Annotated in this window: 18 protein-coding genes; 15 read left to right on the forward strand and 3 right to left on the reverse strand. The window is 53.6% G+C overall.

What is annotated here, in order from left to right; all coding sequences use genetic code 11:
- Positions 1-228 precede the first annotated feature (228 nt).
- Positions 229-1,662 carry a PhoH family protein gene (locus PXG97_RS01470; RefSeq protein WP_276495937.1) on the forward strand — a complete coding sequence of 478 codons (1,434 nt, stop codon included), beginning with the start codon at positions 229-231 and terminating at the stop codon, positions 1,660-1,662.
- Between the two features lie 87 nt (positions 1,663-1,749).
- Here the strand turns inward: PXG97_RS01470 and PXG97_RS01475 are convergent, their stop codons facing one another.
- The gene (locus PXG97_RS01475; protein WP_276495938.1) at positions 1,750-2,298 is read right to left on the reverse strand and encodes an SRPBCC family protein; all 549 of its coding nucleotides are present in this window, start codon (positions 2,296-2,298) and stop codon (positions 1,750-1,752) included.
- 202 nt (positions 2,299-2,500) lie between these two features.
- Between PXG97_RS01475 and PXG97_RS01480 the strand changes: the two genes are divergently transcribed.
- The 13 genes from PXG97_RS01480 (at position 2,501) to PXG97_RS01540 (ending at position 19,547) form a co-directional block, all read left to right on the forward strand.
- Entirely contained in the window at positions 2,501-2,947 is a 447-nt protein-coding gene (locus PXG97_RS01480) for a YkvA family protein (RefSeq protein ID WP_276495939.1), read from the forward strand.
- A 231-nt stretch (positions 2,948-3,178) separates the two neighbouring features.
- On the forward strand, positions 3,179-5,461 hold the full coding sequence (locus PXG97_RS01485) for a S46 family peptidase (protein WP_276495940.1): 2,283 nt from the start codon (positions 3,179-3,181) through the stop codon (positions 5,459-5,461).
- A 281-nt stretch (positions 5,462-5,742) separates the two neighbouring features.
- Positions 5,743-6,897 (forward strand): dipeptidase, encoded by a 1,155-nt coding sequence (locus PXG97_RS01490; RefSeq protein WP_276495941.1) that lies wholly within the window; start codon positions 5,743-5,745, stop codon positions 6,895-6,897.
- Positions 6,898-6,914: 17 nt separating this feature from the next.
- On the forward strand, positions 6,915-7,667 hold the full coding sequence (locus PXG97_RS01495) for a class I SAM-dependent methyltransferase (RefSeq protein ID WP_276495942.1): 753 nt from the start codon (positions 6,915-6,917) through the stop codon (positions 7,665-7,667).
- Between the two features lie 164 nt (positions 7,668-7,831).
- Complete coding sequence (locus PXG97_RS01500) at positions 7,832-8,302, forward strand: hypothetical protein (RefSeq protein WP_276495943.1); 471 nt, start codon at positions 7,832-7,834, stop codon at positions 8,300-8,302.
- Between the two features lie 127 nt (positions 8,303-8,429).
- A complete protein-coding gene (locus tag PXG97_RS01505; RefSeq protein WP_276495944.1) occupies positions 8,430-9,002 on the forward strand; it encodes a TetR/AcrR family transcriptional regulator in 573 nt (190 codons plus the stop codon).
- Positions 9,003-9,179: 177 nt separating this feature from the next.
- Positions 9,180-10,502: a TolC family protein gene (locus tag PXG97_RS01510; protein ID WP_276495945.1), complete on the forward strand. Its 1,323-nt coding sequence runs from the start codon at positions 9,180-9,182 to the stop codon at positions 10,500-10,502.
- Between the two features lie 19 nt (positions 10,503-10,521).
- Positions 10,522-11,667, forward strand: coding sequence for an efflux RND transporter periplasmic adaptor subunit (locus PXG97_RS01515; protein ID WP_276495946.1), 1,146 nt, complete (start codon positions 10,522-10,524; stop codon positions 11,665-11,667).
- A 36-nt stretch (positions 11,668-11,703) separates the two neighbouring features.
- Entirely contained in the window at positions 11,704-14,904 is a 3,201-nt protein-coding gene (locus PXG97_RS01520) for an efflux RND transporter permease subunit (RefSeq protein WP_276495947.1), read from the forward strand.
- Between the two features lie 229 nt (positions 14,905-15,133).
- On the forward strand, positions 15,134-16,609 hold the full coding sequence (gene nirK, locus PXG97_RS01525; protein ID WP_276495948.1) for a copper-containing nitrite reductase: 1,476 nt from the start codon (positions 15,134-15,136) through the stop codon (positions 16,607-16,609).
- A gap of 17 nt (positions 16,610-16,626) precedes the next feature.
- A complete protein-coding gene (locus tag PXG97_RS01530; RefSeq protein WP_276495949.1) occupies positions 16,627-17,409 on the forward strand; it encodes a formylglycine-generating enzyme family protein in 783 nt (260 codons plus the stop codon).
- Positions 17,410-17,459: 50 nt separating this feature from the next.
- The gene (locus PXG97_RS01535; RefSeq protein WP_276495950.1) at positions 17,460-18,089 is read left to right on the forward strand and encodes an SCO family protein; all 630 of its coding nucleotides are present in this window, start codon (positions 17,460-17,462) and stop codon (positions 18,087-18,089) included.
- 45 nt (positions 18,090-18,134) lie between these two features.
- On the forward strand, positions 18,135-19,547 hold the full coding sequence (locus tag PXG97_RS01540; RefSeq protein ID WP_276495951.1) for an alginate export family protein: 1,413 nt from the start codon (positions 18,135-18,137) through the stop codon (positions 19,545-19,547).
- A 101-nt stretch (positions 19,548-19,648) separates the two neighbouring features.
- Here the strand turns inward: PXG97_RS01540 and PXG97_RS01545 are convergent, their stop codons facing one another.
- Positions 19,649-21,055, reverse strand: a complete 1,407-nt coding sequence (locus PXG97_RS01545) for a S8 family peptidase (protein ID WP_276495952.1) — start codon at positions 21,053-21,055, stop codon at positions 19,649-19,651.
- Between the two features lie 412 nt (positions 21,056-21,467).
- Between PXG97_RS01545 and PXG97_RS01550 the strand changes: the two genes are divergently transcribed.
- Entirely contained in the window at positions 21,468-22,112 is a 645-nt protein-coding gene (locus tag PXG97_RS01550; RefSeq protein WP_276495953.1) for a hypothetical protein, read from the forward strand.
- Between the two features lie 71 nt (positions 22,113-22,183).
- Here the strand turns inward: PXG97_RS01550 and PXG97_RS01555 are convergent, their stop codons facing one another.
- Positions 22,184-23,059: an SDR family oxidoreductase gene (locus tag PXG97_RS01555; RefSeq protein ID WP_276495954.1), complete on the reverse strand. Its 876-nt coding sequence runs from the start codon at positions 23,057-23,059 to the stop codon at positions 22,184-22,186.

The following is a 23,059-nucleotide window of genomic DNA, read 5'->3' on the forward strand; positions in this document are numbered from 1 at the left end:
AATAACTATAATTTTAGTTATAATGGTTTAAAAAGGTAATTTCCTGTAAAGCAACACTATATAGTTTTACTCTGTTTTTTATACTAAGCCTGTGGCTTCGCTCAGTGGTGCTGATGGCTGCAGAAGTTCGGCCGGCTGCCAAAAACCAACGTAAATATGCTTAAGCTGTCTCTAAGGCAGTGCCTCGCAGACGTACTAAAACAAAGGTTTCACCCTAACCCACAGCTTATGCCCAAAGCAACAACGGAAACCACAGTGGCCGGTAGCACCGCCAAAAGTACCCCTAAAGCTGCCTCTTCCCCCGCCAAAAAAGCAGGTGCAGCCAAAAGCAAAAAAGCGGAAAACCTCAAAAAGATTTTCGTACTCGACACCTCGGTCATCCTTTACGACCATAGTGCCGTCAAGAACTTTCAAGAGCATGACGTTGCCATCCCTATTACCGTGCTCGAGGAGCTCGATAATTTTAAGAAAGGCAATGACATCAAAAATTTTGAGGCGCGCGAGTTCATCCGTTTTATTGATAAACTCTCTTCCGAAAACCGGCTGCAGGACTGGATCCCGCTGAACGGGCGTAACAAAGGTAGTTTCAAAGTGTTGATGAATAACTCCAATACCGGGGTGGATGCCGTAACCATCTTCGGGGACAAGAACGATCACCACATCCTGAACTCGGCCATCACGCTGCAGCAGGAAAAACCAGACAGCCACGTGGTGCTCGTTACCAAGGATATTAACCTGCGGCTAAAGGCCCGCGCCCTCAACATCATCTCCGAGGATTATGAAACCGGTAAGATTCAGGATGTGGCCGACCTCTACACCGGCTGCGATACCCTGGAGGATGTGCCGGCAAATTCTGTGAGCGAACTCTATGAGAGTGGCTTCTGCGATGCAGAGAAAGTATTGCCTGCTACACCAAAGGACAATCATTTCTTCGTGCTGAAGAGCTTCAAGAACTCCGTGCTGGCTTATTATAACACCAAAGAGAACCGCCTGGAGCGCGTGGACAAGCAAACGGCTTATGGCGTAAAACCCCGCAATGCAGAGCAGGCCTTCGCGCTGCATGCGCTGATGAGCCCACACATTAAGCTGATAAGCGTACAGGGAGTGGCCGGAACAGGCAAAACCCTGCTGGCGCTGGCTAGCGCACTGGAGCAGCGCCGGGACTACAAGCAGATTTACCTGGCCCGCCCCGTGGTACCCCTCAGCAACAAAGACATCGGTTACCTGCCCGGCGACATCAAATCCAAGCTGAACCCGTACATGGAGCCGCTCTGGGACAACCTGAAGTACATCCAGAACCAGTACCCGGAAACGAGCAAGGAGTACCAGCGGCTGAAGGAAATGGTGGAGCTGGAGAAACTGATGATCACGCCACTGGCCTACATCCGGGGCCGCAGCTTGTCGAACATCATTTTCATAGTGGATGAGGCACAGAACCTGACGCCCCACGAGGTAAAAACAATCATCTCCAGGGCTGGCGAGAACACCAAGATCATCTTTACCGGGGATATCTACCAGATCGACACCCCTTACCTGGACTCGCAAAGCAACGGCCTCTCTTACCTCATCGACCGTGCCCGAAATCACCCGCTCTACGCGCACATCACCTTGCAGAAAGGCGAACGCTCCGAGCTGGCAAACCTGGCGAATGAATTGCTATAAGTATAAAAGTTAAAGAGTTGGAAAGTTGGCATATGTTACCTCATCATGCTTTACCTGTATACCTGAAGCTAGTAGCCGCTAAGCTTTCTAACTCTTCAACTTCCTGTCACCAACCAGTTGCTGTAGCCCTTGCAGGCCTTGTGTCATGTCCTGCTGCATTTTATACTTCTGCAGCACACCGCGTAGTTTGGCCAGCGGACTTTGCTGCAGCACAGAATGCTGGCGCCAGACGAGCTGGGTGCCTCCCCTGGCTGGCATCAATGTAAATGTGCCAAGCACTGAGGTGGTATCATCGGCGTTGTTTTGCCTATAGGCGATCGTGCCGGGCTGCGTGCTCTCCGTCAGGATGAGCTGGCCTTCCCCCACGCGGTCGCCGCTCCACTGCAGGCGCGCGCCCTTGCCCTGCAACGGCCCGCCATACAAGTGTATCATGCTGGGGTCGTTTTCCTTGTTCAGAACACTCCAGTGGCCCCACTCGGTGGGGTTGTTCAGGTAAGGGTATATTACCTCAGGTGGTTGCTGGAGGTAAACAGACTGCTGTACCTCTATTTCGGACGGTAAAAAATAAGCGGCACCGAACACTGCGGCAGCTGCACCGAGCGGCAGTGCAAGCAGCGAAAATTTGAGCAGTTTCATAAAATCAGTCTGAGGTTCCTTTGCGGTATTATTAGCAGGAAATAAAGCATCAATTTTAAGGACCATCCACGATCAAAACAATACCTTGGCAACTAAATATTTTTTTATTTAAAACAGTAGCTGTGGCCTTGCTGTTGTTAGGCAGCTTTTAACCGGCTATACTCGTACAGTGGAGTAATAGATATTAAATAGAAGATGCTTTATGCTACAAGATTGGATACAGAAAGGATATAAGTACTCTCAAAACCCGATTTTCAGGAGGTTCACCGGCAAAGCCGGGGGGCTGCTTGCCAAACCGATGAAAGTAGGGTTGCTGCTCACCACGGCCTACAGTAAAATGGTGGATGTGAACAGCGGCGTTAGCGGCTTTCAACAGCTAAAGACCCTGATGATGACTTTTATGCGCATGGCGCGCGCCTACGTGAGAGGCGACTACCGTGACATCTCCAGAAAATCGATGATGATCGGTGTGGCCGTGCTGCTCTACCTGGTTACCCCCCTCGACATAATTCCGGATTTTATTCCGGTGGTAGGCCTGATGGACGACATCAGCCTTATGGCATGGTTTGTGGATGCTTTCAGTAAAGAGATCAACAAGTACCGGGAGTGGGAAATGCATACGAGTTACGAAAACATTGGCCGCTTCTGACCACATGGTCACAACTTAACGTATTTGCGCTGATTACACGCAAGTATAAGGAGGGCATCCTGGCTTCGGTCGGGGTGCTTTTCTATTTTCGCCCTACACAGAAAGTTTACTTACCCCTGTGCACTCCTGGGTTCTGCCATAAGTTGATGCCAATACGCCCCATACTATTATACAGCGGCAAAAAATGGCTATCTTTAGGCGCTAAAACATAAATCAATCTATACTTTACACATGATCAGTAAACGCATAATATCTTTTTTTGCGGCTGCTTTAGTGAGCATCGGCCTGTCCACGGCGCGCCCCGATGAGGGCATGTGGCTGCCCATGCTACTGAAACAGCTGAATGAGGCACAGATGCAGGACAAGGGCATGAAGCTTACGGCCGAGGACATTTACAGCGTCAACCAGTCGAGCCTGAAGGACGCTATTGTGTCGTTTGGCGGTTTTTGCACCGGCGAGATGATCTCCCCGGAGGGCCTGTTGTTAACCAACCACCACTGCGGCTACGGCCAGGTGCAGCAGCACAGCACGGTGGAGAATGATTACTTAACCGAGGGCTTCTGGGCCATGACCCGCGAGCAGGAGCTTCCAAACCCGGGCCTGACGGCCACCTTTATCGTGCGCATGGAGGACGTGACGCAGCAGGTACTTGCCGGCACAGAGGCGGCTAAAACCGAGGCTGCCCGCGAAGCCATGGTGCAGCGCAACATCGCCAAGGTGAGCAAAGAGGCCACAGCCGGCACACACTACAATGCCGTGATCCGCCCGTTCTTCTACGGCAACGAGTACTACATGTACATCACCGAGACGTTTAAGGACGTTCGCCTGGTGGGCGCGCCTCCTTCATCCATAGGTAAGTTTGGTGGTGATACAGACAACTGGATGTGGCCGCGCCACACCGGCGACTTCTCACTGTTCCGCATCTATACCGGACCTAACAACGAGCCGGCCGAGTACTCTCCGGAGAACAAGCCTTACAAGCCGAAGCACCACCTGCCCATCTCGCTGAACGGTGTGCAAGAAGGTGACTTCACGATGGTTTTCGGTTTTCCGGGCCGCACCAACGAGTACCTGACCTCTCAGGCGGTAAAAGAGATTTACGAGGTGTCTAACCCGCACAAGATCAACATCCGCGAAACAAAGCTCAATATTCTGGACAAGGACATGAAGGCATCGGACGAGGTGCGCATCAAGTATGCCGCTAAATATGCCAGCATTGCCAATGCCTGGAAAAAGTGGATCGGCGAGAACCGCGGCATACGCAAAGCCAACGCCATTGCCGAAAAGCAGCAGCTAGAGCAGCAATTTGCGCAGTGGGTGGCGGCCGACCCGGCCCGCCAGCAGCAGTATGGCAACCTGCTGGCTGAGTTCGAGCAGAACTACAAGGCACTGGATGGCATCACCATTTCGCGCGACTACATAAACGAGGCGGCCTTTGGTGTGGAGGTCGTGAAGCTGGCGAACAACTTCACCACCCTGCAGAACATGCTGGCGCAGAAAGCCCCGCAAAGCGACATCAACGCGCAGGTAGCGAAGCTGGAGGACTACGCCACCGGCTACTTTAAGGATTACCATGCCCCGTCGGACAAGAAAGTGTTCGCCGCCCTGCTGAGCCTGTACTACAACAACATCGACCAGAAACTGCACCCGGAGATCTTCAAAATGGTGCGCAGCAAGTATAAAGGCGACTTCACGAAGTATGCGGAGGAGGTATTTGCCAAGTCGGCGTTTGCCTCTGAGGCTGGCGTGAAAAAGGTGCTTGCTGATGCCAAGCAAGGCAAAGATGCCATCAAAAACGACCCGGCCTTCGAACTGGCCAGCAGTGTGGCCGATTACTACCGGGTGAACGTAATGCCGACTTATACTTCGGTGAACGACAACCTGAACCTGCTGTACCGCAAGTATGTGGCCGGCCTGCGCGAGATGCAGAGCGATAAGAACTTTTACCCGGATGCCAACTCTACCCTGCGTGTGGCTTACGGTAAAGTGGAGCCTTACAAGCCGGTGGATGGCGTGATCTATACGTACTACACCACCCTGGAGGGTGTGATGGAGAAGGCAGCTTCCGGCATTGCCGAGGATTATGCCATTCCGGCCAAACTGCGCGAGCTGTACGAGAAGAAAGACTATGGCCGCTACGGCGTAAATGGTCAGATGCCGGTGGCGTTCATCGCCTCCAACCACACGACGGGCGGTAACTCCGGCTCTCCGGTAATCAATGCCCATGGTCAGCTGATCGGCACCAACTTCGACCGTAACTGGGAAGGCACCATGAGCGACATCGTTTATAACCCGGACCAGGTGCGAAACATTTCGGTGGACGCACGCTACATGCTCTTTATAGTAGACAAGTTTGCGGGAGCCGGACACCTGGTAGAGGAAATGACCCTGGTAACTGATAACACCTCCGGTTTGCCGCAAGTGGACGGACGAAACAAGGCTACAGAAAGTTCTTCCAAAAAAGACAAAAAGAAAGACCGCAAAAAGAAGAAAAAAGAGAAAGCCGAGGCTTAGCCTGTGGCCTTCTGAAAGTATACCATCCCTGCCCGGCCCTCCGGGCGGGGATTTTTTTTGCCCACCCGGTAATTTAGCAGTAGTTCCGTCACACGTAATGCGATGAAGCACCACACTTACTTTTGAATGGTTTATTTTCAAGTATACCAATCGAAAGCTTGAGAGACTTCAGTAAAAAGCTTATATTTAAAAGATATGACCCCGGCGGCAACAGACATGGCTGCTGAAACTGACTGAACCTATTTAACCTGACAATGAGAAAAAAGCACCTGTTCCTTAACTTGACAGCAACCTTAGGCCTTGCCTTGGCTAGCCATGCGTTAGCCGCACAGGATTACAAGCAACTGCATAAGGAGGCTATTGTAGTGGATACCCACAACGATGTGCTGATTTCAGTGATGGAAGGGCTGGACATTGGCACAGATCTGCGCGGCCGCACCCACTCCGACCTGTCCCGCTTTAGAGAAGGTGGCGTGGATGCGCAGTTTTTCTCCGTCTGGAGCGATGAGACCGGCGACTTTAAGTATGCCGTGCAGCAAATTGACTCGTTGGAAGCCATAGTGAAGCGTTACCCGGACCAGCTGCTGCTGGCCACCGACGTGGCAGGCATAGAGCAGGCCGTGCAGGAAGGCAAGATGGCGGCACTGATCGGTGTGGAGGGAGGACATATGATCGACAACGACCTACAGAAGCTGGACCAGCTTTATAACCGTGGCGCCCGCTACCTTACCCTCACCTGGAACAACTCCACGCCCTGGGCCTCCTCCGCTGCCGACGAGGCATCCGGCAAAATGCCGAAATCCAAAAGAGGGCTGAAAGGCATTGGCAAACAGGTTGTAACCCGCATGAACGAACTCGGCATGCTGGTAGACCTGAGCCATGTGGGCGAAAAGACCTTTTGGGACGTCATGGCCGTAACGAAAAAGCCGGTACTGGTGTCACACAGCTGCGTGCACAGCATCAATCCTATACCGCGAAACCTGACCGACAAGCAGATCAAGGCTGTGGCAAAGAACGGCGGTGTCATCCACCTGAATTTCTTCTCCGATTTTCTGGACCCAGAGTTCCGCAACCGCATCAAAAGCTTTGAGAGCGCCCATAAGCAGGAATCTGACTCTTTGATGTCAGCGGGATGGAAAAAGGATGCGGTAATGGACTACTTGGCCGATGCCTACCCCGAGGATGTTAAGCATATCCGCCCTCCGCTTAAAGCCCTTATTGACCATGTGGACCATATTGTAAAGCTAGTGGGTGTAGACTATGTTGGATTGGGATCCGACTTTGATGGAATCACTTCGGCTCCGCAGGAACTGGATGGCGTACAGGACTTTCCGGTTATTACCCGGGAGCTGCTGGCCCGCGGCTACAGCGAAGCAGACGTAAAGAAGATCCTCGGCGAGAACTTCCTGCGCGTGTTCCGGGCCAACGGGGGGTGATTTATACTTTGTAACTCATGGCTAGTCCACCCAAAGATAATTTCTCGGCACAGGCAGCCGCCTATGCTACCTTCCGGCCGCGCTACCCGCAGCCCTTATACGAGTTCCTGAACAGCCTGCCCGGAGATAAAACCACGGCCTGGGACTGCGCCACCGGCAATGGGCAGGTAGCCGCTGAGCTTGCTGTAAAGTATCAGCTGGTCTATGCCACCGACATCAGCGAGGCGCAGTTGCAGCACGCGCCAAAAGGGCACAACAACATCCGCTACCTCGCCTGCCCCGCAGAAAGCACTCCGCTCCCGAGCCAAAGTATAGACCTGCTTACTGTCGCGCAGGCGGTGCATTGGTTCCGGTTCGGCGAGTTTTACCAGGAGGCACGGCGTGTGCTCAAGTCCCAGAGTTGGCTGGCCCTTTGGGGTTATGGCCTGATAGAGGCCGAGAACGAGGCGCTGAACCTACTCATCAGGCACTTCTATACCAAAACCGTCGGTCCTTTCTGGGATGAGGAGCGCCGCCACATCGACTTGCACTATACGTCTATCCCCTTCCCTTTTGCCGAGATTCCGGCACCTTCCTTTCAGCTGGATGTGCAGTGGACAAGGCAGCAGTTTACCGGCTACCTCAGCTCCTGGTCTAGCTTACAGCACTACATCCGCAGGCACGCAGTGTCGCCCCTACCTGCATTTGATGACCGGCTGCAACCGCTATGGCCCGATGCAGAAATAAAGCGTTTCCACTTCCCGATCTTCATGCGCGTAGGCCGGGTATAAAGCTGCTGTCATTCATACTCCTCTACCTACACTTCGTCTAAAGCCTGGTGTCCTTTGTCTGATTATTTAAGCCTGCCGCTTTTTCAGAATCTATTTTTACTTACTTTTGCAAATCGTTGTAGCTACAAAGATGTAGTAACAGCTAGTTCTAAGCAGGAAAAAACTTGAGCAGTAAAAACCAGATAAAGGCACTCGCCATTTACCAGATCATGGGCGGCCTGCTGGGCATAGCCCTAACCATATGGGTTATGTTTGGCGGAGGAGTAACTGTAACGCAGCAGGTGCTGCGTTTTGGCATTTTTGCCGGACTGCTGTACGTGTTCTCCATCCTATGTGGCCGCATGCTGCTCCGAAGCCCGGTGCGAGGGCTCCGCCTGTCGCTCGTGAACCAGGTGCTGCAGGTGGTATACTTCAGCATTGGCTCTTATGGCTTCCAGTATGTGTCGGGCTTGCGCGTTGGCGTGGGGCTGGACATGGTGGGCGGTTGGGTCTTTAAATTTCGTATGGCGCTTTCCTCCTTTCACTTCAGTGCTGGCTCAGACCTGGGGCAGAAGTTTATAGGCCTTAACCTGGTAGCGCTTTTCCTCATCTTCTGGATAGAGCGGCTGCTGGAGCGGAAGACGGAGTTAGGCTAGAAACTTGACGGCTTTTACTTCTTTCCAAGTATACATAAAGCAAATTTTCAGGAGCAGCAGCAACAAAAGGGCGCCACAACGGTTTTTATCCCTTATACCGAATGAACATTCAATTAACAAGGCAAGCATGGAGCCGATAGCAGATAAGAAGAAGGCAATTTTTAAGAGTATGCTGGCACTGGTAAAAGAGAACGGCTTCCATGGTGCGCCCATGAGTTTGGTGGCGAAACGAGCGGGCGTGGCCGCCGGCACTATCTACCACTACTTCGAGAGCAAGGAGGAGTTGATTCAGGCCCTTTTTCAGCATATTCGGGAGGAGGTAATCGCTGTGGTGATCCGTGAGGACTCGGAGAATGAACCGTTTAAAAAGTGCTTCTTTAAGATCTGGTACGGCCTGTACTTCTATTATACGGAGAATGCCGATGCGTTAAAGTTCCTGGAGCAGTACGTCAACTCGCCTTATCACACCGAGCGCGACGAGTTGGGGGAAGATAAGTTCTTCAGGTACCTCTTCCGCTTCTTTGAGCGCGGAACCAGAGGAGGGCACCTCAAGCCGATCAGCCCTAAAATACTGGGAATACTGGCTCACAGTAACGTTATCTCCACGGTAAAGGTGCTGGCCTCCGGCAGGCTCAAGCTAGAGGAAGGAGAACTGAAGCAGATTCCGCAGGTCCTCTGGGACGGCATGAGGAGCAATTAATTTCCCTGTATCCCTGCAAACCGCATCTGTCGCTAATGAATTGATCTATAACTTAAATATAACTGAACATGCCCACACAACTATGAAGAAACAGAGTAACGGTTCTTTTCCTGAACCTTCACATGCATTAGAAGTTCAATTACCAACACCAAGTACATTCCGACATACATGAGATTAATGAAATGTTTACGACCACTGCTTCTGGGGTGCCTGCTCAGCCCGGTGGCTGCGTTGGCGCAGGGCAACACAACCCCGGCTGCCGATGGCCTGACGCTGGAGCAGTGCGTGGATTTCGCCCTGCAAAACAGAGCGGCCGTGGAGCAGGCCTTACTGGATGAAGAAATCGGGGAGCGCGAGATCAAAGCCAACCTCTCCGGGTGGTTCCCGCAGATAAACGCCAACTACGGGGGCACGCACAACATCAAGCTGCAGCAACAGCCTTTCGGGGAGCAGATCGTGACACTGGGGCAGAAGTATACTTCTAACCTGCTGCTGGAGGCGAACCAAACGATTTACAGCAGCGAACTGCTGCTGGCTTCTAAGGCTGCGCGCTTCAGCAGGCAGCAGCTGGACCAGCAAACGATCTCTACTAAGATCAACACTGTGGTGGAGGTGAGCAAGGCTTTCTACGACGTGTTGCTTACGCAGGAGCAGTACCGCATTCTGCAAGTAAACCTGCAGCGCCAGGAAAAGCAGTACAACGATGCCCGCAGCCGCTACGAGGTGGGCCTGGTAGACAAGACAGACTACCAGCGTGCTGCCATTACACTGGCCAATATCCGCAGCGACATCAAGCGTACCCAAGAGGGCATCAAGGCTAAGATTGCCTACCTGAAGCAGCTGATGGGCTACCCAATTGAAAATGAGTTGGAGCTGGCCTACAACTATAACCAAATGGAACAGGCCGTGCTGGTGGATACCACCGAAGTGATCGCGTTCGCCAACCGGGTAGAGCTGCAACAACTGCAGACCCAGCGTCAATTGCTGGAGCTTAACACTGCCTATAACAAGTGGAGCTTCCTGCCTACCGTCTCTGCCTTCGGAAACTATAACTGGCTGTTCTTCAACAACGAGCTGTCGGACCTTTACAACAGGTCCTTCCCTACGTCCGCAGTGGGCCTGCGGGTGTCGGTGCCTATCTTCCAGGGTACCAGAAGGCTGCAGAACCTTCGGATCGCCAGGTTGCAGGAGGAGCGCCTGGACATCGCGATAGAAGATACACGCAAGGCCATAAACACCGAATACCAGGCTGCCCTGGCTAATTATAAGGCCGACTACACCGATTGGCGCACCTTGCAGAATAACCTAGAGCTTGCCCAGGAAGTGTACGACATCATTAAACTGCAGTACGACGAGGGCGTGAAAGCCTATGTAGACCTGGTGGTAGCCGAAAGTGAGCTGCGCGCCACGCAGATAAATTATTACAACGCCCTGTATAACCTGATGGCCAGCAAGCTGGACTATCAGAGAGCCCTGGGAAACATAGATATCAATCCATAAAACATCAGAGAAAAAGAGAATGAAGAGGAAACACGTTTGGCTGGCCGCAGCTTTCATCAGCCCCACCATACTTATGTCATGCGGCGGTGATAAAGCCGGTCAGCAGCAGATGAACCCGGCCGCTATGGCCGTTCCGGTAAATACCTACAAAGTAGAAGAGCAAAACGTTACGGGCCAGGATACCTACCCCGGTAAGGTGGTGGCGCTTCAGGAAGTAGAACTACGCCCTCAGGTGGGCGGGTACATTACCGATATCTATGTGCAGGATGGGCAGCGCGTAAAGGCAGGGCAAAAGCTCTACGAGATAGACCGCAGCAAGTATCAGGCGTCTTACCAGCAGGCGCAGGCAAACTTGTCCAGCGCCAAGGCTAACCTGGCCAGGGTGCAGAAAGACCTGGAACGTTACGAGAGACTGGCCGAGCGCGACGCCATTGCCAAGCAGCAGGTAGACTATGCCCGCACCGAGGTGCAGACTGCTCAGGCGCAGGTGGCTTCGGCGCAGGCGCAGGTTCGCAGCGCCTCTACAGATTTAGGTTACTCCGTTATCAATGCTCCTTTCAGCGGTGTCATCGGTATTTCCCAGGTGCGCGTAGGGGCGCAGGTATCTCCGGGCCAGCCACTGCTGAACACCATCTCCTCTGTCGACCCGGCTGCAGTGGATATTGTGGTTAACGAGCAGGAGATTGCCCGTTTCAGCAAGCTACAGCAGGGAGGGCAACCGGATTCTCTTTTCACTATGACCATCAACAACGGCGAGCGATACCCTCATAACGGCAAATTGCTGGCGATTGATAGAGCCATTGGGCGCCAATCCGGCACCACAACCGTACGGGTGCAGTTCCCTAACCCGAACGAGGTGCTGATACCGGGTATGACGGTCACCTTAAACGTGCTGAACCAGGACATCGGCGAGCAGGTGGTTATCCCGTTCAAAGCGGTGACAGAGCAGCTTGGCGAGTTCTTCGTGTATGTGGTGCAGGGAGACTCGGTGGTGCAGCAGAATGTGCAACTGGGCACCAGGCTTAAGGGCAACATTGTGGTGCGCGAGGGCCTGAAGCCAGGGCAGCAGATTGTCACCGAAGGTGTGCAGCGTTTGCGCCAGGGGGCAAAAGTACAGGTCGGAGCTCCGCAGGGAGGCCAGCCGCAGGCCTCCGGCCAGAAATAATTTCTAGCAACTTTCTGAGGAAATTAAGTATACAACATGATTTCAGATGTATTTATAAGACGGCCCGTCACCGCCATGGTGATCTCGATCGTGATCGTTCTGGTGGGTGTGCTGGCTATGATGAATTTGCCCGTCACGCAGTATCCGGACATCTCCCCTCCTACCGTTGCAGTATCGGCTAACTATACCGGAGCCGATGCCCAGACAATTGAGCAGATACTGGCCACGCCACTGGAAACCCAGATCAACGGCACGCCCGGCATGGCCTACCTGACCTCTACCAACACCAACGGTCAGCTGAGCATGACCGTGACCTTTGAGGTGGGAACGGATATTGAAATTGCCACCCTGGATGTGCAGAACCGGGCCAGTATTGCCGAGCCAAGCCTTCCGGAGGAGGTAAGGCGCCTTGGCGTAACGGTGCGTAAGCGTAACCCGAGCATCATGATGGTGATCGGTATCTACTCACCAAACCGTACCCACGATGTGGAGTACCTGGATAACTACACCAACATCTATGTGCGCGATGCCTTGATGCGTGTGAAAGGTGTGGGAGATATCTTCTCCATCGGCCAGGACTTCAGTATGCGCCTTTGGCTGAAGCCAGACAAGCTCGCCCAGTATGGCATTGGTGCCAGCGAGGTGGTCTCCTCTATCCAGGAGCAAAACCTGCAGGTGGCGGCTGGTACCGTAGGTTCCGCCCCGCAGTATGATTCGCAGGCTTTTCAGTACCCGATTACGGTAACAGGCCGTTTGCAGACGCAGGAGGAGTTCGGAAACATCATCGTGCGCACCAACCCATCCGACGGCGCCATTGTGTACCTGCGCGATGTGGCCCGCATAGAGTTTGGCCGGTTCGATTACGGCCGTGCCGCCACTATCAACGGCAACCCCGCAACCATGATGCTGATCTACCAGGCTCCCGGTAGTAATGCCCTCGAGACTGCCGAAGGGCTTTATACTGCGCTGGGTGAGCTGAAGGAGTCTTTCCCCGCTGACTTGGACTACATCGTCTCGTTCGAAACCGTTTCGGTGGTGGAGGCGTCTATCAATGAGGTGGTCCACACGCTGGTGGAGGCCCTTATACTGGTGATCATCGTAGTGTTCCTTTTCCTGCAGAGCTGGAGAGCAACGCTGGTGCCAATCCTGGCCATCCCGGTATCCATCATCGGTACCTTTGTGTTCTTTATTCCGCTGGGCTTTACGATCAACACGCTGACGCTCTTTGGTTTCGTGCTCTCCATTGGTATTGTGGTGGACGACGCCATTGTGGTGGTGGAAGCCGTGCAGCACTATATCGACCATGAGCGAATCTCAGCGCGGGAGGCTACACGCAAGGCAATGAAGGATATCACAGCCCCGGTTATCGCCATTGCCCTGATTCTGGCGGCGGTGTTTATCCCGGTAGGCTTTATTCCGGGTATTGTCGGGCGTCTTTACCAGCAGTTCGCTATCACCATCGCGATCTCCGTACTGATCTCGGCTTTTGTGGCCCTTACCCTTACACCGGCACTGTGCTCCCTGATGCTGAAGCCGATGAACGTGAGTAAGGACTCCAGAGGCATCAACAAGTTCTTCTATCGCTTTAACAACTGGTTTGCCCGCACGACGGAATCCTACTCAGTGGGAGTACGCAAAAGTATCAAGGCAACGCCGCTGGTGCTTATCCTGCTGATCTGTGTTTATGTGGGAACTACCGGCATGTTCATGACCAAGCCATCGGGCTTTATTCCTACTGAGGATGAGGGCCGCCTGTTCGTGTCGGTGGAGTTGCCGGAAGGTGCCTCCAAGGGCAGAACGGAAGCTATACTTGCCGAAATGGGCGAGATGATGGCCACTGTGCCTGCCGTACGTAACTACACGGCTATATCAGGCCTGAACGCCATCAACTTCTCCTTTAAGTCAAACAGTGGCACATTCTTCCTCCAGCTGCAGCCTTGGGAGGAGCGCCAGGATGAGGCGGAGAAACTACAGGGTGTAATGGCCACCCTGCAGCAGAAGTTTGCCGGTATCAAGGAGGCAAACATCATCGTGGTGGCTCCACCAGCTATACCTGGTCTGGGGCAATCAGGAGGTTTTACCTTTGTGCTGCAGCAGCGCCAGGCCGGCGACGTGAAGCAGTTGGAGCAGGTTATGGGCCAGTTCCTGGGCGCAGCCAATGCCCGCCCGGAGATTGCCATGGCTTACAGCTTCTTTAACGCCAGAACGCCAGGCTACCACGTAGAGGTGGACCGCGAGAAAGCTAAGCGGCTGGGTGTGAACATAGCCGATGTATACTCCACCATGTCGACCTACATGGGTAGCCGCTACGTGAACGACTTCACCCGCTACGGCCGTAACTTCCGGGTGGTAGCCCAGGCAGACACCTCCTACCGCATGGATATCGAGAGCCTGAAGCAATACTATGTGATGAACAGGCAGGGGCAGTCGGTGCCGCTGAGTGCCCTGGTGACCACCACTGTGGAAGAAAGAGCCGCTGTTATCTCACACTACAACCTGTTCCGCTCCGTGGACATCAACGGAAGTGCCGCACCGGGTTATAGTTCCGGGCAAGCGTTACAGGCCTTGGAGGACGTGGCCGCAGAGGTGCTTCCTGCCGGCTACGGCTATGAGTTTACCGGCCTGAGCCGCGAGGAGCAGGCTGCCGGCAACACCACAATCTACATCTTCTCGCTTTCTATCCTGCTCGTGCTGCTGCTGCTGGCAGCCTTGTATGAGAGCTGGTCGGTGCCGTTCTCTATCCTGTTCGCCATCCCGCTGGGGATGTTCGGTGCCATCCTGGCCCTGACGCTGTTGCCAAAGCTGGACAATAACGTGTACGCCCAGGTAGGTATGATCACCCTGATCGGTCTGGCAGCCAAAAACGCCATCCTGATCGTGGAGTTTGCCAAAGAGCGTGTGGACCGGGGTATGGAACTGATTGAGGCAACGATTGAGGCGGTGAAACTGCGTCTGCGCCCGATCATCATGACATCACTTGCCTTTATACTTGGAGTAGTGCCGTTGGCACTGGCTTCCGGGGCGGGTGCCGTATCGCGCCAGACCATTGGTTGGGTAGTGATCGGGGGTATGTTGGCCGCTACTTTCCTGGCTATCTTCGTGGTGCCGGTGCTCTACGTCGTGATCACCCGCATTGCCTATGGCAGGCAAGGGCTGGAGGAGCTGCGGGCCAAAGGGAACAACCGCCCTGATGAAGATGAGGGAGGTGATCCTGCCTACACTAACCCGCATGCCTAAGACATCCGAATAACCTATATACCGTTGAACAGCCCCGCCTCCTTGAGACGGGGCTGTTTTTTTTGTGGGGCTGCGGGTGCTATATAGTTTTAAATGCATCTAAATTTCGCGGTAAAGGCACTTTTCCGGGATAAGTGATAAAAGTCATACAGGCGTGTGATGACAGTCATAAGCTGAGTTGAAACCCGGTGGTTATTTAGCGTCTGGAAATCCACTAAAACTTAGACTTATGAGAACGTCTACTCTAAAAAAATCGATCGTGCTGATGGGCTTGGGCCTGTACAGCATCGGCGTCCTGAGCTCCTGCAGCACCCAAACTTCCCATGCCGAGACCACGGCCAACACGGAAGACGCAACCCCCAAAGAGCTCCCGGTAATTGAGGCGGAGATAACGGACGCACCGAATGTCCCTGCCCCTATCACGCGCAAACATGCCGCCAAGGTAGTGGTGCGCCTGGAGGTAACGGAAGTGGTGAAAAAATTGGCTGATGGCGTGGATTATACCTTCTGGACATTCGGGGGTTCTGTGCCGGGCAAGTTTATCCGCATTCGCCAAAACGATGAGGTGGAGTTTCACCTGATGAACCACCCCGACAGCAAGAACCCGCACAACATCGACCTGCACGCCGTGACCGGCCCGGGCGGTGGCGCGGCCTCTACCTTCACGGCTCCCGGCCACGAAACGGTTTTCAACTTTAAGGCCCTGAACCCTGGTCTCTATGTGTACCACTGCGCTACCGCGCCGGTAGGCATGCACATCGCCAACGGCATGTACGGCCTCATCCTGGTTGAACCGGAGGAAGGCCTGCCAAAAGTAGACAAAGAGTACTATGTGATGCAGGGTGACTTTTACACCAAAGGCGATTTCGGAGCACCAGGCCTGCAGCCCTTCGACATGCAGAAGGCGTTGGATGAAAACCCATCTTATGTGGTGTTCAACGGCTCCGTTGGCTCCCTTACCGGCGACAAAGCCCTTACTGCTAAAGTAGGCGAAACCGTACGCCTGTTCGTGGGTAACGGTGGTCCGAACCTGATCTCTTCCTTCCACGTGATCGGTGAGATCTTTGACCGCGTGTATGCGGAGGGCGGTACAGTCGTGAACAAAGACATCCAAACTACCCTGGTACCTGCCGGCGGTGCAGCCATCACAGAGTTCAAAGCCGAGGTGCCGGGCAACTACGTGTTGGTGGACCACTCCATCTTCAGAGCCTTTAACAAAGGCGCCCTGGGCATGATGAAGGTAGAGGGTGCTGAAGACAAAAAACTGTACTCTGGCCTGATCGAAGACCGGATCTACCAGCCAGAAGGCTCTACCGTGCAGGAAATGCCATCGGCAGGTGCTCCAATGGCAGCTGTTGCCTCAAACAAAGACATGCGCTTAGAGCTGGGCAAAACGCTGTATGCCCAAAACTGCCAGGCCTGCCACCAGGCCGAGGGCCAGGGCATAAAAGGCGCCTTCCCTCCGCTTGCCAAATCTGACTACCTGAATGCTGACGTGAACAGAGCCATTGGCGTAGTGGCCCACGGCCTGGAAGGACAGATAAAAGTGAACGGCGAGCTTTACAACAGCACCATGCCGAAGCTGAAACTGAGCGACGAGGAAATTGCCAACGTGATGACCTTTGTGATAAACAACTGGAGCAACAAAGGCGGTGAGGTGACTCCGGAGCAGGTTAAAAAAGCGAAAGCAGGTTATAAACACTAAAATTCAAACCCAGAGAGATGCTTTACAGACTGTTGCTGATCGTGCTGCTGATAGGGGTCTGCTACAAAGCGCAGGCACAAAAGTCCTTGCCCAAAGACATGGTATTGGTAAAGGCAGGATCTTTTGTGCCCCTCTATGGGGGTGATTCCACAGCGGTGAAGGTCAAGAGCTTTAAGCTGGACGCCTTCCCGGTAACCAATGCCCAATATCTTGCCTTTGTAAGGGAGAACCCGCAGTGGCGCAAGTCGGCAGTAAAAAAGCTCTTTGCAGACCAAAACTACCTGCGTGGCTGGAACGGGGACCTGAGTATAGGGCCGGAAGCTGACAAGCTGCTCAACAGCCCGGTGGTAAGTGTTTCGTGGTTTGCCGCAAAGGCCTACTGCGAGTGCCAGGGCAAACGCCTGGCTACCACCGAGGAGTGGGAATATGCCGCTCTCGCCAGCGAAACCAAAGCCAATGCCGCTAACGACGAAAAGTTTTACCAGCGAAGTATAGAGTGGTACAGCCAACCAAATCCCACTTACCTGCCGCCCGTGCAGCAAAGCTTTAAGAATTACTATGGCCTGTATGGCATGATTGGCCTGGTATGGGAGTGGACGCAGGACTTCAACTCTGCGCTGCTCATCGGGGAGTCCAGGGCTAACGCCAGCCTGGACAGGCAGTTGTTCTGCGGCTCTGGCTCCAGCGGTGCCAAGGACACCAAAAATTATGTGGCCTTCATGCGTTACGCATTCCGCTCCAGCCTCAAGGCAAACTACACCGTCTCTAACCTCGGCTTCCGCTGCGCGCAGAGCCTATAACACCTGAATCTATACTTGCTTGTAACCGAACTTTCCTCCTTGACATTCCCATGAAAAACCTCTTCCCTCTTTCGCTCATACTTGGCCTGGCCCTGAGCAGCTGCACCCCATCTGAAACCACCGATGCCCATGCGGCCCACCACGCTACAGAGCAGCCCACGACGGCTACGCCTGCCGCCGGTCTTAGCGATATGTCGCTGTACCAACTGGAGTCCGAATGGCAAACAGAAGAAGGGCAGACAATAAAGCTGGCTGACCTGCAGGGCAAGGTGCAGGTGGTGGCCATGATGTATACCAACTGCACTTATACCTGCCCCCGCATTGTGGCTGACCTGAAACGGATTGAAGAAGGCATAACGAAGTATAACAACAGCGTGGGCATCGTGCTGGTAACCATGGACCCTGCCAACGACACTCCTGAAAAGCTAAAGGAATTCGCCCAGGAAAATAACCTGGACCCGGAACGCTGGCAATTGCTGACCAGTGATGAGGAAAGCATACAGGAACTGGCGGTGCTGCTGAACATGAAGTATAAGAAGTCACCCAACGGTGACATCGCCCACTCCAACATCATCTCGGTGCTGAATGCGCAGGGCGAAATCGTGCACCAGCAGGAAGGGCTTGGCGCTGATCCGGGCGAGACAGTGAAAAGTATAGAGGCGCAGCTGCAAAGTATGTAATGGCCTTTTGCTAGGAAGTAAAGCAAACCCCAAACCACGAATCACATGAAAAAACTTTTACTCCGAAGCCTGCTGCTGACAGGGGCTGGTTTCATGCTGCTGCAGCACACAGTTACCGCACAGGTATCGTTTAGCGGCCAGTTGCGCACCCGCACCGAGCTACGCGACGGCCAGGGTACCCTTCCGGTAGCGGATGCCAAGCCCAGCCTCTTCACCAGCCAGCGCACCCGCCTGAACCTGGGCTACAGCACCGACCGGTACCGCTTCTTTGTATCGGGGCAGGACGTGCGGGTATGGGGCGCCGACCAGTCCACCATCAGCAACCTGGAGGGAGGCCGGTTCTTTTTGCATCAGGCCTGGGGCGAGCTTATCCTCAGCGACACGACCCACATCAAGGTGGATCACCTAAGTATAAAAGCGGGCCGGCAGGAAATCATGTATGATGACTCGCGGCTGCTGGGCAACCTGGATTGGCTGCAGCAAGCGCGACGCCATGACGCCATTGTGCTAAAGTTCAGCCATAAAGGCTGGCAAGCAGATGCCGGCTTCGCCTTTAACCAGAACCACGGCAAGGATACGCCCGGCAAAACGGGCAATATCTACCAAAGCACCCCTGCTGCCCCCGTGGCTCCAGGCACCAATGGCATCGGCATGATGTACAAAAGCATGCAGTACGGCTATTTTGCCAGAAGCGGCAGCTTTGGTAAACTGAGCCTGCTGGTGTTTAAGGATGACTTTCAGAAAACACAGACAGCGGAAGGTATAACGACCTTCGTGGAGGGGGTAAACAGCCGCGTAACCGTGGGAGGCGCCCTTTTTTCCAGACTTTCCCCTAACCTAAACTTAAATGCGGCGGCCTATTACCAGGGCAACAACGATCGGCTTGGGAATACCCTGGATGCCTACAACCTGACCTTGGATGCCGCTTATACTTATGGCAGGTTCACTACCAACCCAGGTTTTGATTTGCTGTCTGGCAACAACACGGCTAAGGCGAGCAGCACGAACCATCGGTTTGACCCGCTGTATGGCACGCCACATAAGTTCTGGGGCTTTATGGACTACTTTTATGTGGCTGATGCCTTTGGGTTGGACGGCTCCCCTGCGCGTTCGCCGGGGCTGCTGAACTATTTTGTCCGCAACAAGTATAAAGCACATGAAAAGCTGCTCCTCGCGCTGGACGTGCATGAGTTTTACGCGGCCAACAGGCTAGCACCAGGTGAGGCTACGACAGGTATAAAACCGTCAGGGAGAAGGTTCGGGACGGAAATAGATGTAGTGGCTACCTATGCTTTCGCTAAAAACGTCAGCTTGGAGGCCGGCTATGCCACCATGTTCGCCACCGATAACCTAAAATTAGTAAAAGCGCCAGCTGCCGCAAAAGAAAACCGCGGCCAGTGGGCTTACGTATCGCTGAACCTGACCCCGGATTTTATGGCGAAGCCGGAGAAAAGATAAGAGCAACTTAAAACAAGCTTTGTTTCAATCATAAAGAAAAAAGCCACTCCTCTGTACAAAGGAGTGGCTTTTGAGTTAATAGGGTTAAATATTTCCTGCGCTTAGAACCCGCTGACATTGAGGCGGCCTCCGGTTACGCACTTCCCGGACAATGAAGCCGTAGGCACTGCGCTGCTCAGGATGGCGTTCTTGATCATGGCGGCGGAGGCGCCGGGGTTAGAGGCAGCATAAAGCGCCACGCCACCCGTTACATGCGGTGTTGCCATGGAGGTTCCGTTGTAAGACGAATAGCTGTTAAAGGCAGTGGTAGAGTAAATGGCTGACCCCGGTGCGCCGATATCCACAGTGGTGGCCCCGTAGTTGGAGAAGGAGGACTTGGCACCCGAGGAGGTTATGGCAGCCACAGCAATGACATTTTCCAGCGTATAGTTGGAAGGGTAGCTTGCCACGGCATCGTTGTTGTCGCCAACGCCGTCGCTGCCACCGTTGCCTGCCGCCGCCACAAACAGAATGTCTTTGGCTTGTGCACGGGCAATGGCATCATAAAGGGCCTGAGAGTAACCTCCGCCGCCCCAGGAGTTATTACTAGCCACAATGTTCATCCCGTGGCGGTTCTTCAGGTCGGTCAGGTAATCCACCGCTTTAATGGCATTGGCGGTGGTGCCTCCCCTGCGCCCCAGAAACTTACAGGAGATCATGGTGACGTCCCAGTTCAGGCCTACTACCCCAGAACCGTTGTTTACGGCACCGATCGTGCCGGCCACGTGGGTGCCGTGATCATCGAGGCTGCCTCGGGAGCCGCCGTCGTATACTTCGTTATCATTGCCGTCGAAGTCCCAGCCATGCGTGTCGTCCACATACCCGTTTCCGTCATTGTCCACCCCGTCTACAGGGTCGTAAGGGTTAGTCCAAACGTTTTTAGCCAGATCAGGGTGAGAGTACTGAACGCCCTCGTCAATAATACCCACAACAACAGACGCAGCACCGGTGTTACCCGCCGCCCAAGCCTCACCGGCCTGGCTGCCATATTGGTTGGCAGGAGAAGTGGCATCACCATAGAGGCCCCACAGTGAGCCGTTGGTGTAGTAAGTGTCGGACGTTGTGGCGCTGTGCGTATAGATAAAGTTTGGCTCAGCATATTCGATTTCCGCTGCTCCCTTTATTTTGCTCAGGGCCTCCAGGGCCGCCAAGGGGGTATGCACCAGGGTGAGGCCTTCGCTATCCCCGAAGCGCTCCATTGTTTTGGTAAGGATGCGCTCCTGCACCTTGCCGCTGATACGGGCCAGCACGGCGGCTTTTGCATTTTCTGAGGCACCCGCTTTAAACTTAACCAGCACCTGGTTGGCCACATGCTGCTGACCTACTCCCCCTCTTGCCTCCGCCTCATTCGAGGCGGCAAACGAATCATCTTCTAAAAGTGCTTCTTTCTCGCAGCTTGTTAAAAGCAAAGCTGACATTGCAGCTAACGCCAAAGCAGGCTTTCCTGCTCTGAAAAAACTTCTCTTCATGTACATAAATTTTAAGGTGAGATAAATTTTGTAAGCTAAAGAGAGCAATATTTAATACTATTCTCAAGGAAGGTTCACAAGGAAAAGTAACATTCTAAAATGACGGCAAAATCCTTCTGAAGCTCTTGTTTCTTAGAAAGAATGGCAAGTGATTGTTCAAAAACAGGTTTATTTGTGCCACAAAAGTAACACAAGATGCATCTTGATAAAATCTAATACATAGATAATTGCTAATATATTTCTTATAACAATTTTTGCGGTAAGACCTGATCTTCGATAGTGTCTCAACAGCCGCACCCACTGGGTCCTGCCCTTCCTGCCAGGAGCTCTGGCCAGTTGCGGTATATTACATATTGTGTTTTTTACTAAAACTATATACTTTTGGGTCCAACCATTTTATGAAAACAAGCTTATGAGAAAAATTTTACTTTCCGTAGTTGCCGCCCTGTCTCTTTTACCGGCCTTGCAGGCGCAGGACGTGATCACGAAACGCACCGGCGAAAAGGTGGAGGCCAAGGTGCTGGAGGTTTCCCCTTCCGAGATAAAGTATAAGCGGTACAGCAACCAGGAAGGCCCTACCTACATCCTCCCCAAATCAGAGATTGTGCTGATCACATATGAGGATAAAACTTCGGAGGTATTCGAGCTAGAGGACCAAGCAGCGTCCAATGCCAGCGCCTCGAGCCAAACTGTTGCCACATCCACAAACCAGGTAGTGTATGAGCCTGCCACCAAAATGAGCAGCCTGGATATGTATGCCAAGGGCCAGGCCGATGGAAAAATGTTTTATGACGGCTACAAAGCTGCGGGCACCGGTACGCTGGTAGCAAGCCTTATCTCCCCTATCATCGGGCTGGTGCCAGCCGCCATCACCTCAGCGTCTTCTCCTAAAGAGAAGAACTGGGATGCCCCGAGCAACCAGCTGCTGCAAGACCCGGATTACAAGAGCGGGTATCAGAAATCAGCCAGAAAAAAGAAGGCCGGAAAGGTATGGGTTAACTGGGGCATTGGTCTTGGTGTTAACCTTGTCTTGGCCATAATTGTAGCAGGGCAATAATCATCCCTCTTTGAAGTATTAAAAAAGCCTCTGCTGTACTTGCAGAGGCTTTTTTGTTGTAACTTATTCTACTACTGTCCTTTTCCCCGCATTTGCTTCTCCATGGCGTCCCACATCTCCTGTGGTATCTGGTCGAATGAATTGAACTCTCCGGCTCCGTATAGCCACTCGCCCCCGTCAATGGTCACTACCTCACCGTTTACAAAGGAAGCGTAGTCCGACACCAGGTAGGCCGCCAGGTTGGCTAGCTCCTGGTGCTCGCCAAAGCGCCCCACCGGAATGCGCTTCACCGGGTCCAATTTATCGGCCAGCTGCTTCGGGAAAAGACGGGTCCAGGCGCCTTCTGTGGGAAATGGCCCCGGCGCGATGGCGTTGGAGCGGATGTTATACTTGGCCCACTCAGAGGCAAGGGAGCGGGTCATGGCCAGCACACCCGCTTTGGCGCAAGCCGATGGCACGACGTAGCCGGAGCCGGTCCAAGCGTAAGTGGTCACGATGTTCAGGATAACCCCCTCCTGCTTCTGCGCTATCCAGTGCTTTCCCAAAGCCAGGGTAGTGTTATAACTCCCCTTAAGCACGATATCAGTAATCACGTCAAATGCTTTGTGGCTCAGGCGCTCAGTAGGGCTCACGAAGTTTCCGGCGGCGTTGTTCACCAGCACATCCACCCTTCCGAAGCGGTCGAGCGTGGCCTGTAGCATGGCCTCTATCTCGTTATACTTGCGCACATCGCAGGCAAGAGGCAGAACACTGCCCCCTGTCTCTTCCTCCAACTCCTTGGCCGCCTGCTCCAGCACCTCCAGCTTGCGGCTGCAGATCACGGCATTGGCCCCCAGTTCCAGGAAGTACTTCACCATAGAGCGGCCCAGGCCGGTTCCACCACCGGTAACAATAATGGTCTTGCCTTTCAGGGCGCCATCTTTCAGCATTGGTTCAGCTTTAATCAT

Source organism: Pontibacter litorisediminis, from assembly GCF_029360645.1.
In the GTDB taxonomy this organism is placed as follows: Bacteria; Bacteroidota; Bacteroidia; order Cytophagales; family Hymenobacteraceae; genus Pontibacter; species Pontibacter litorisediminis.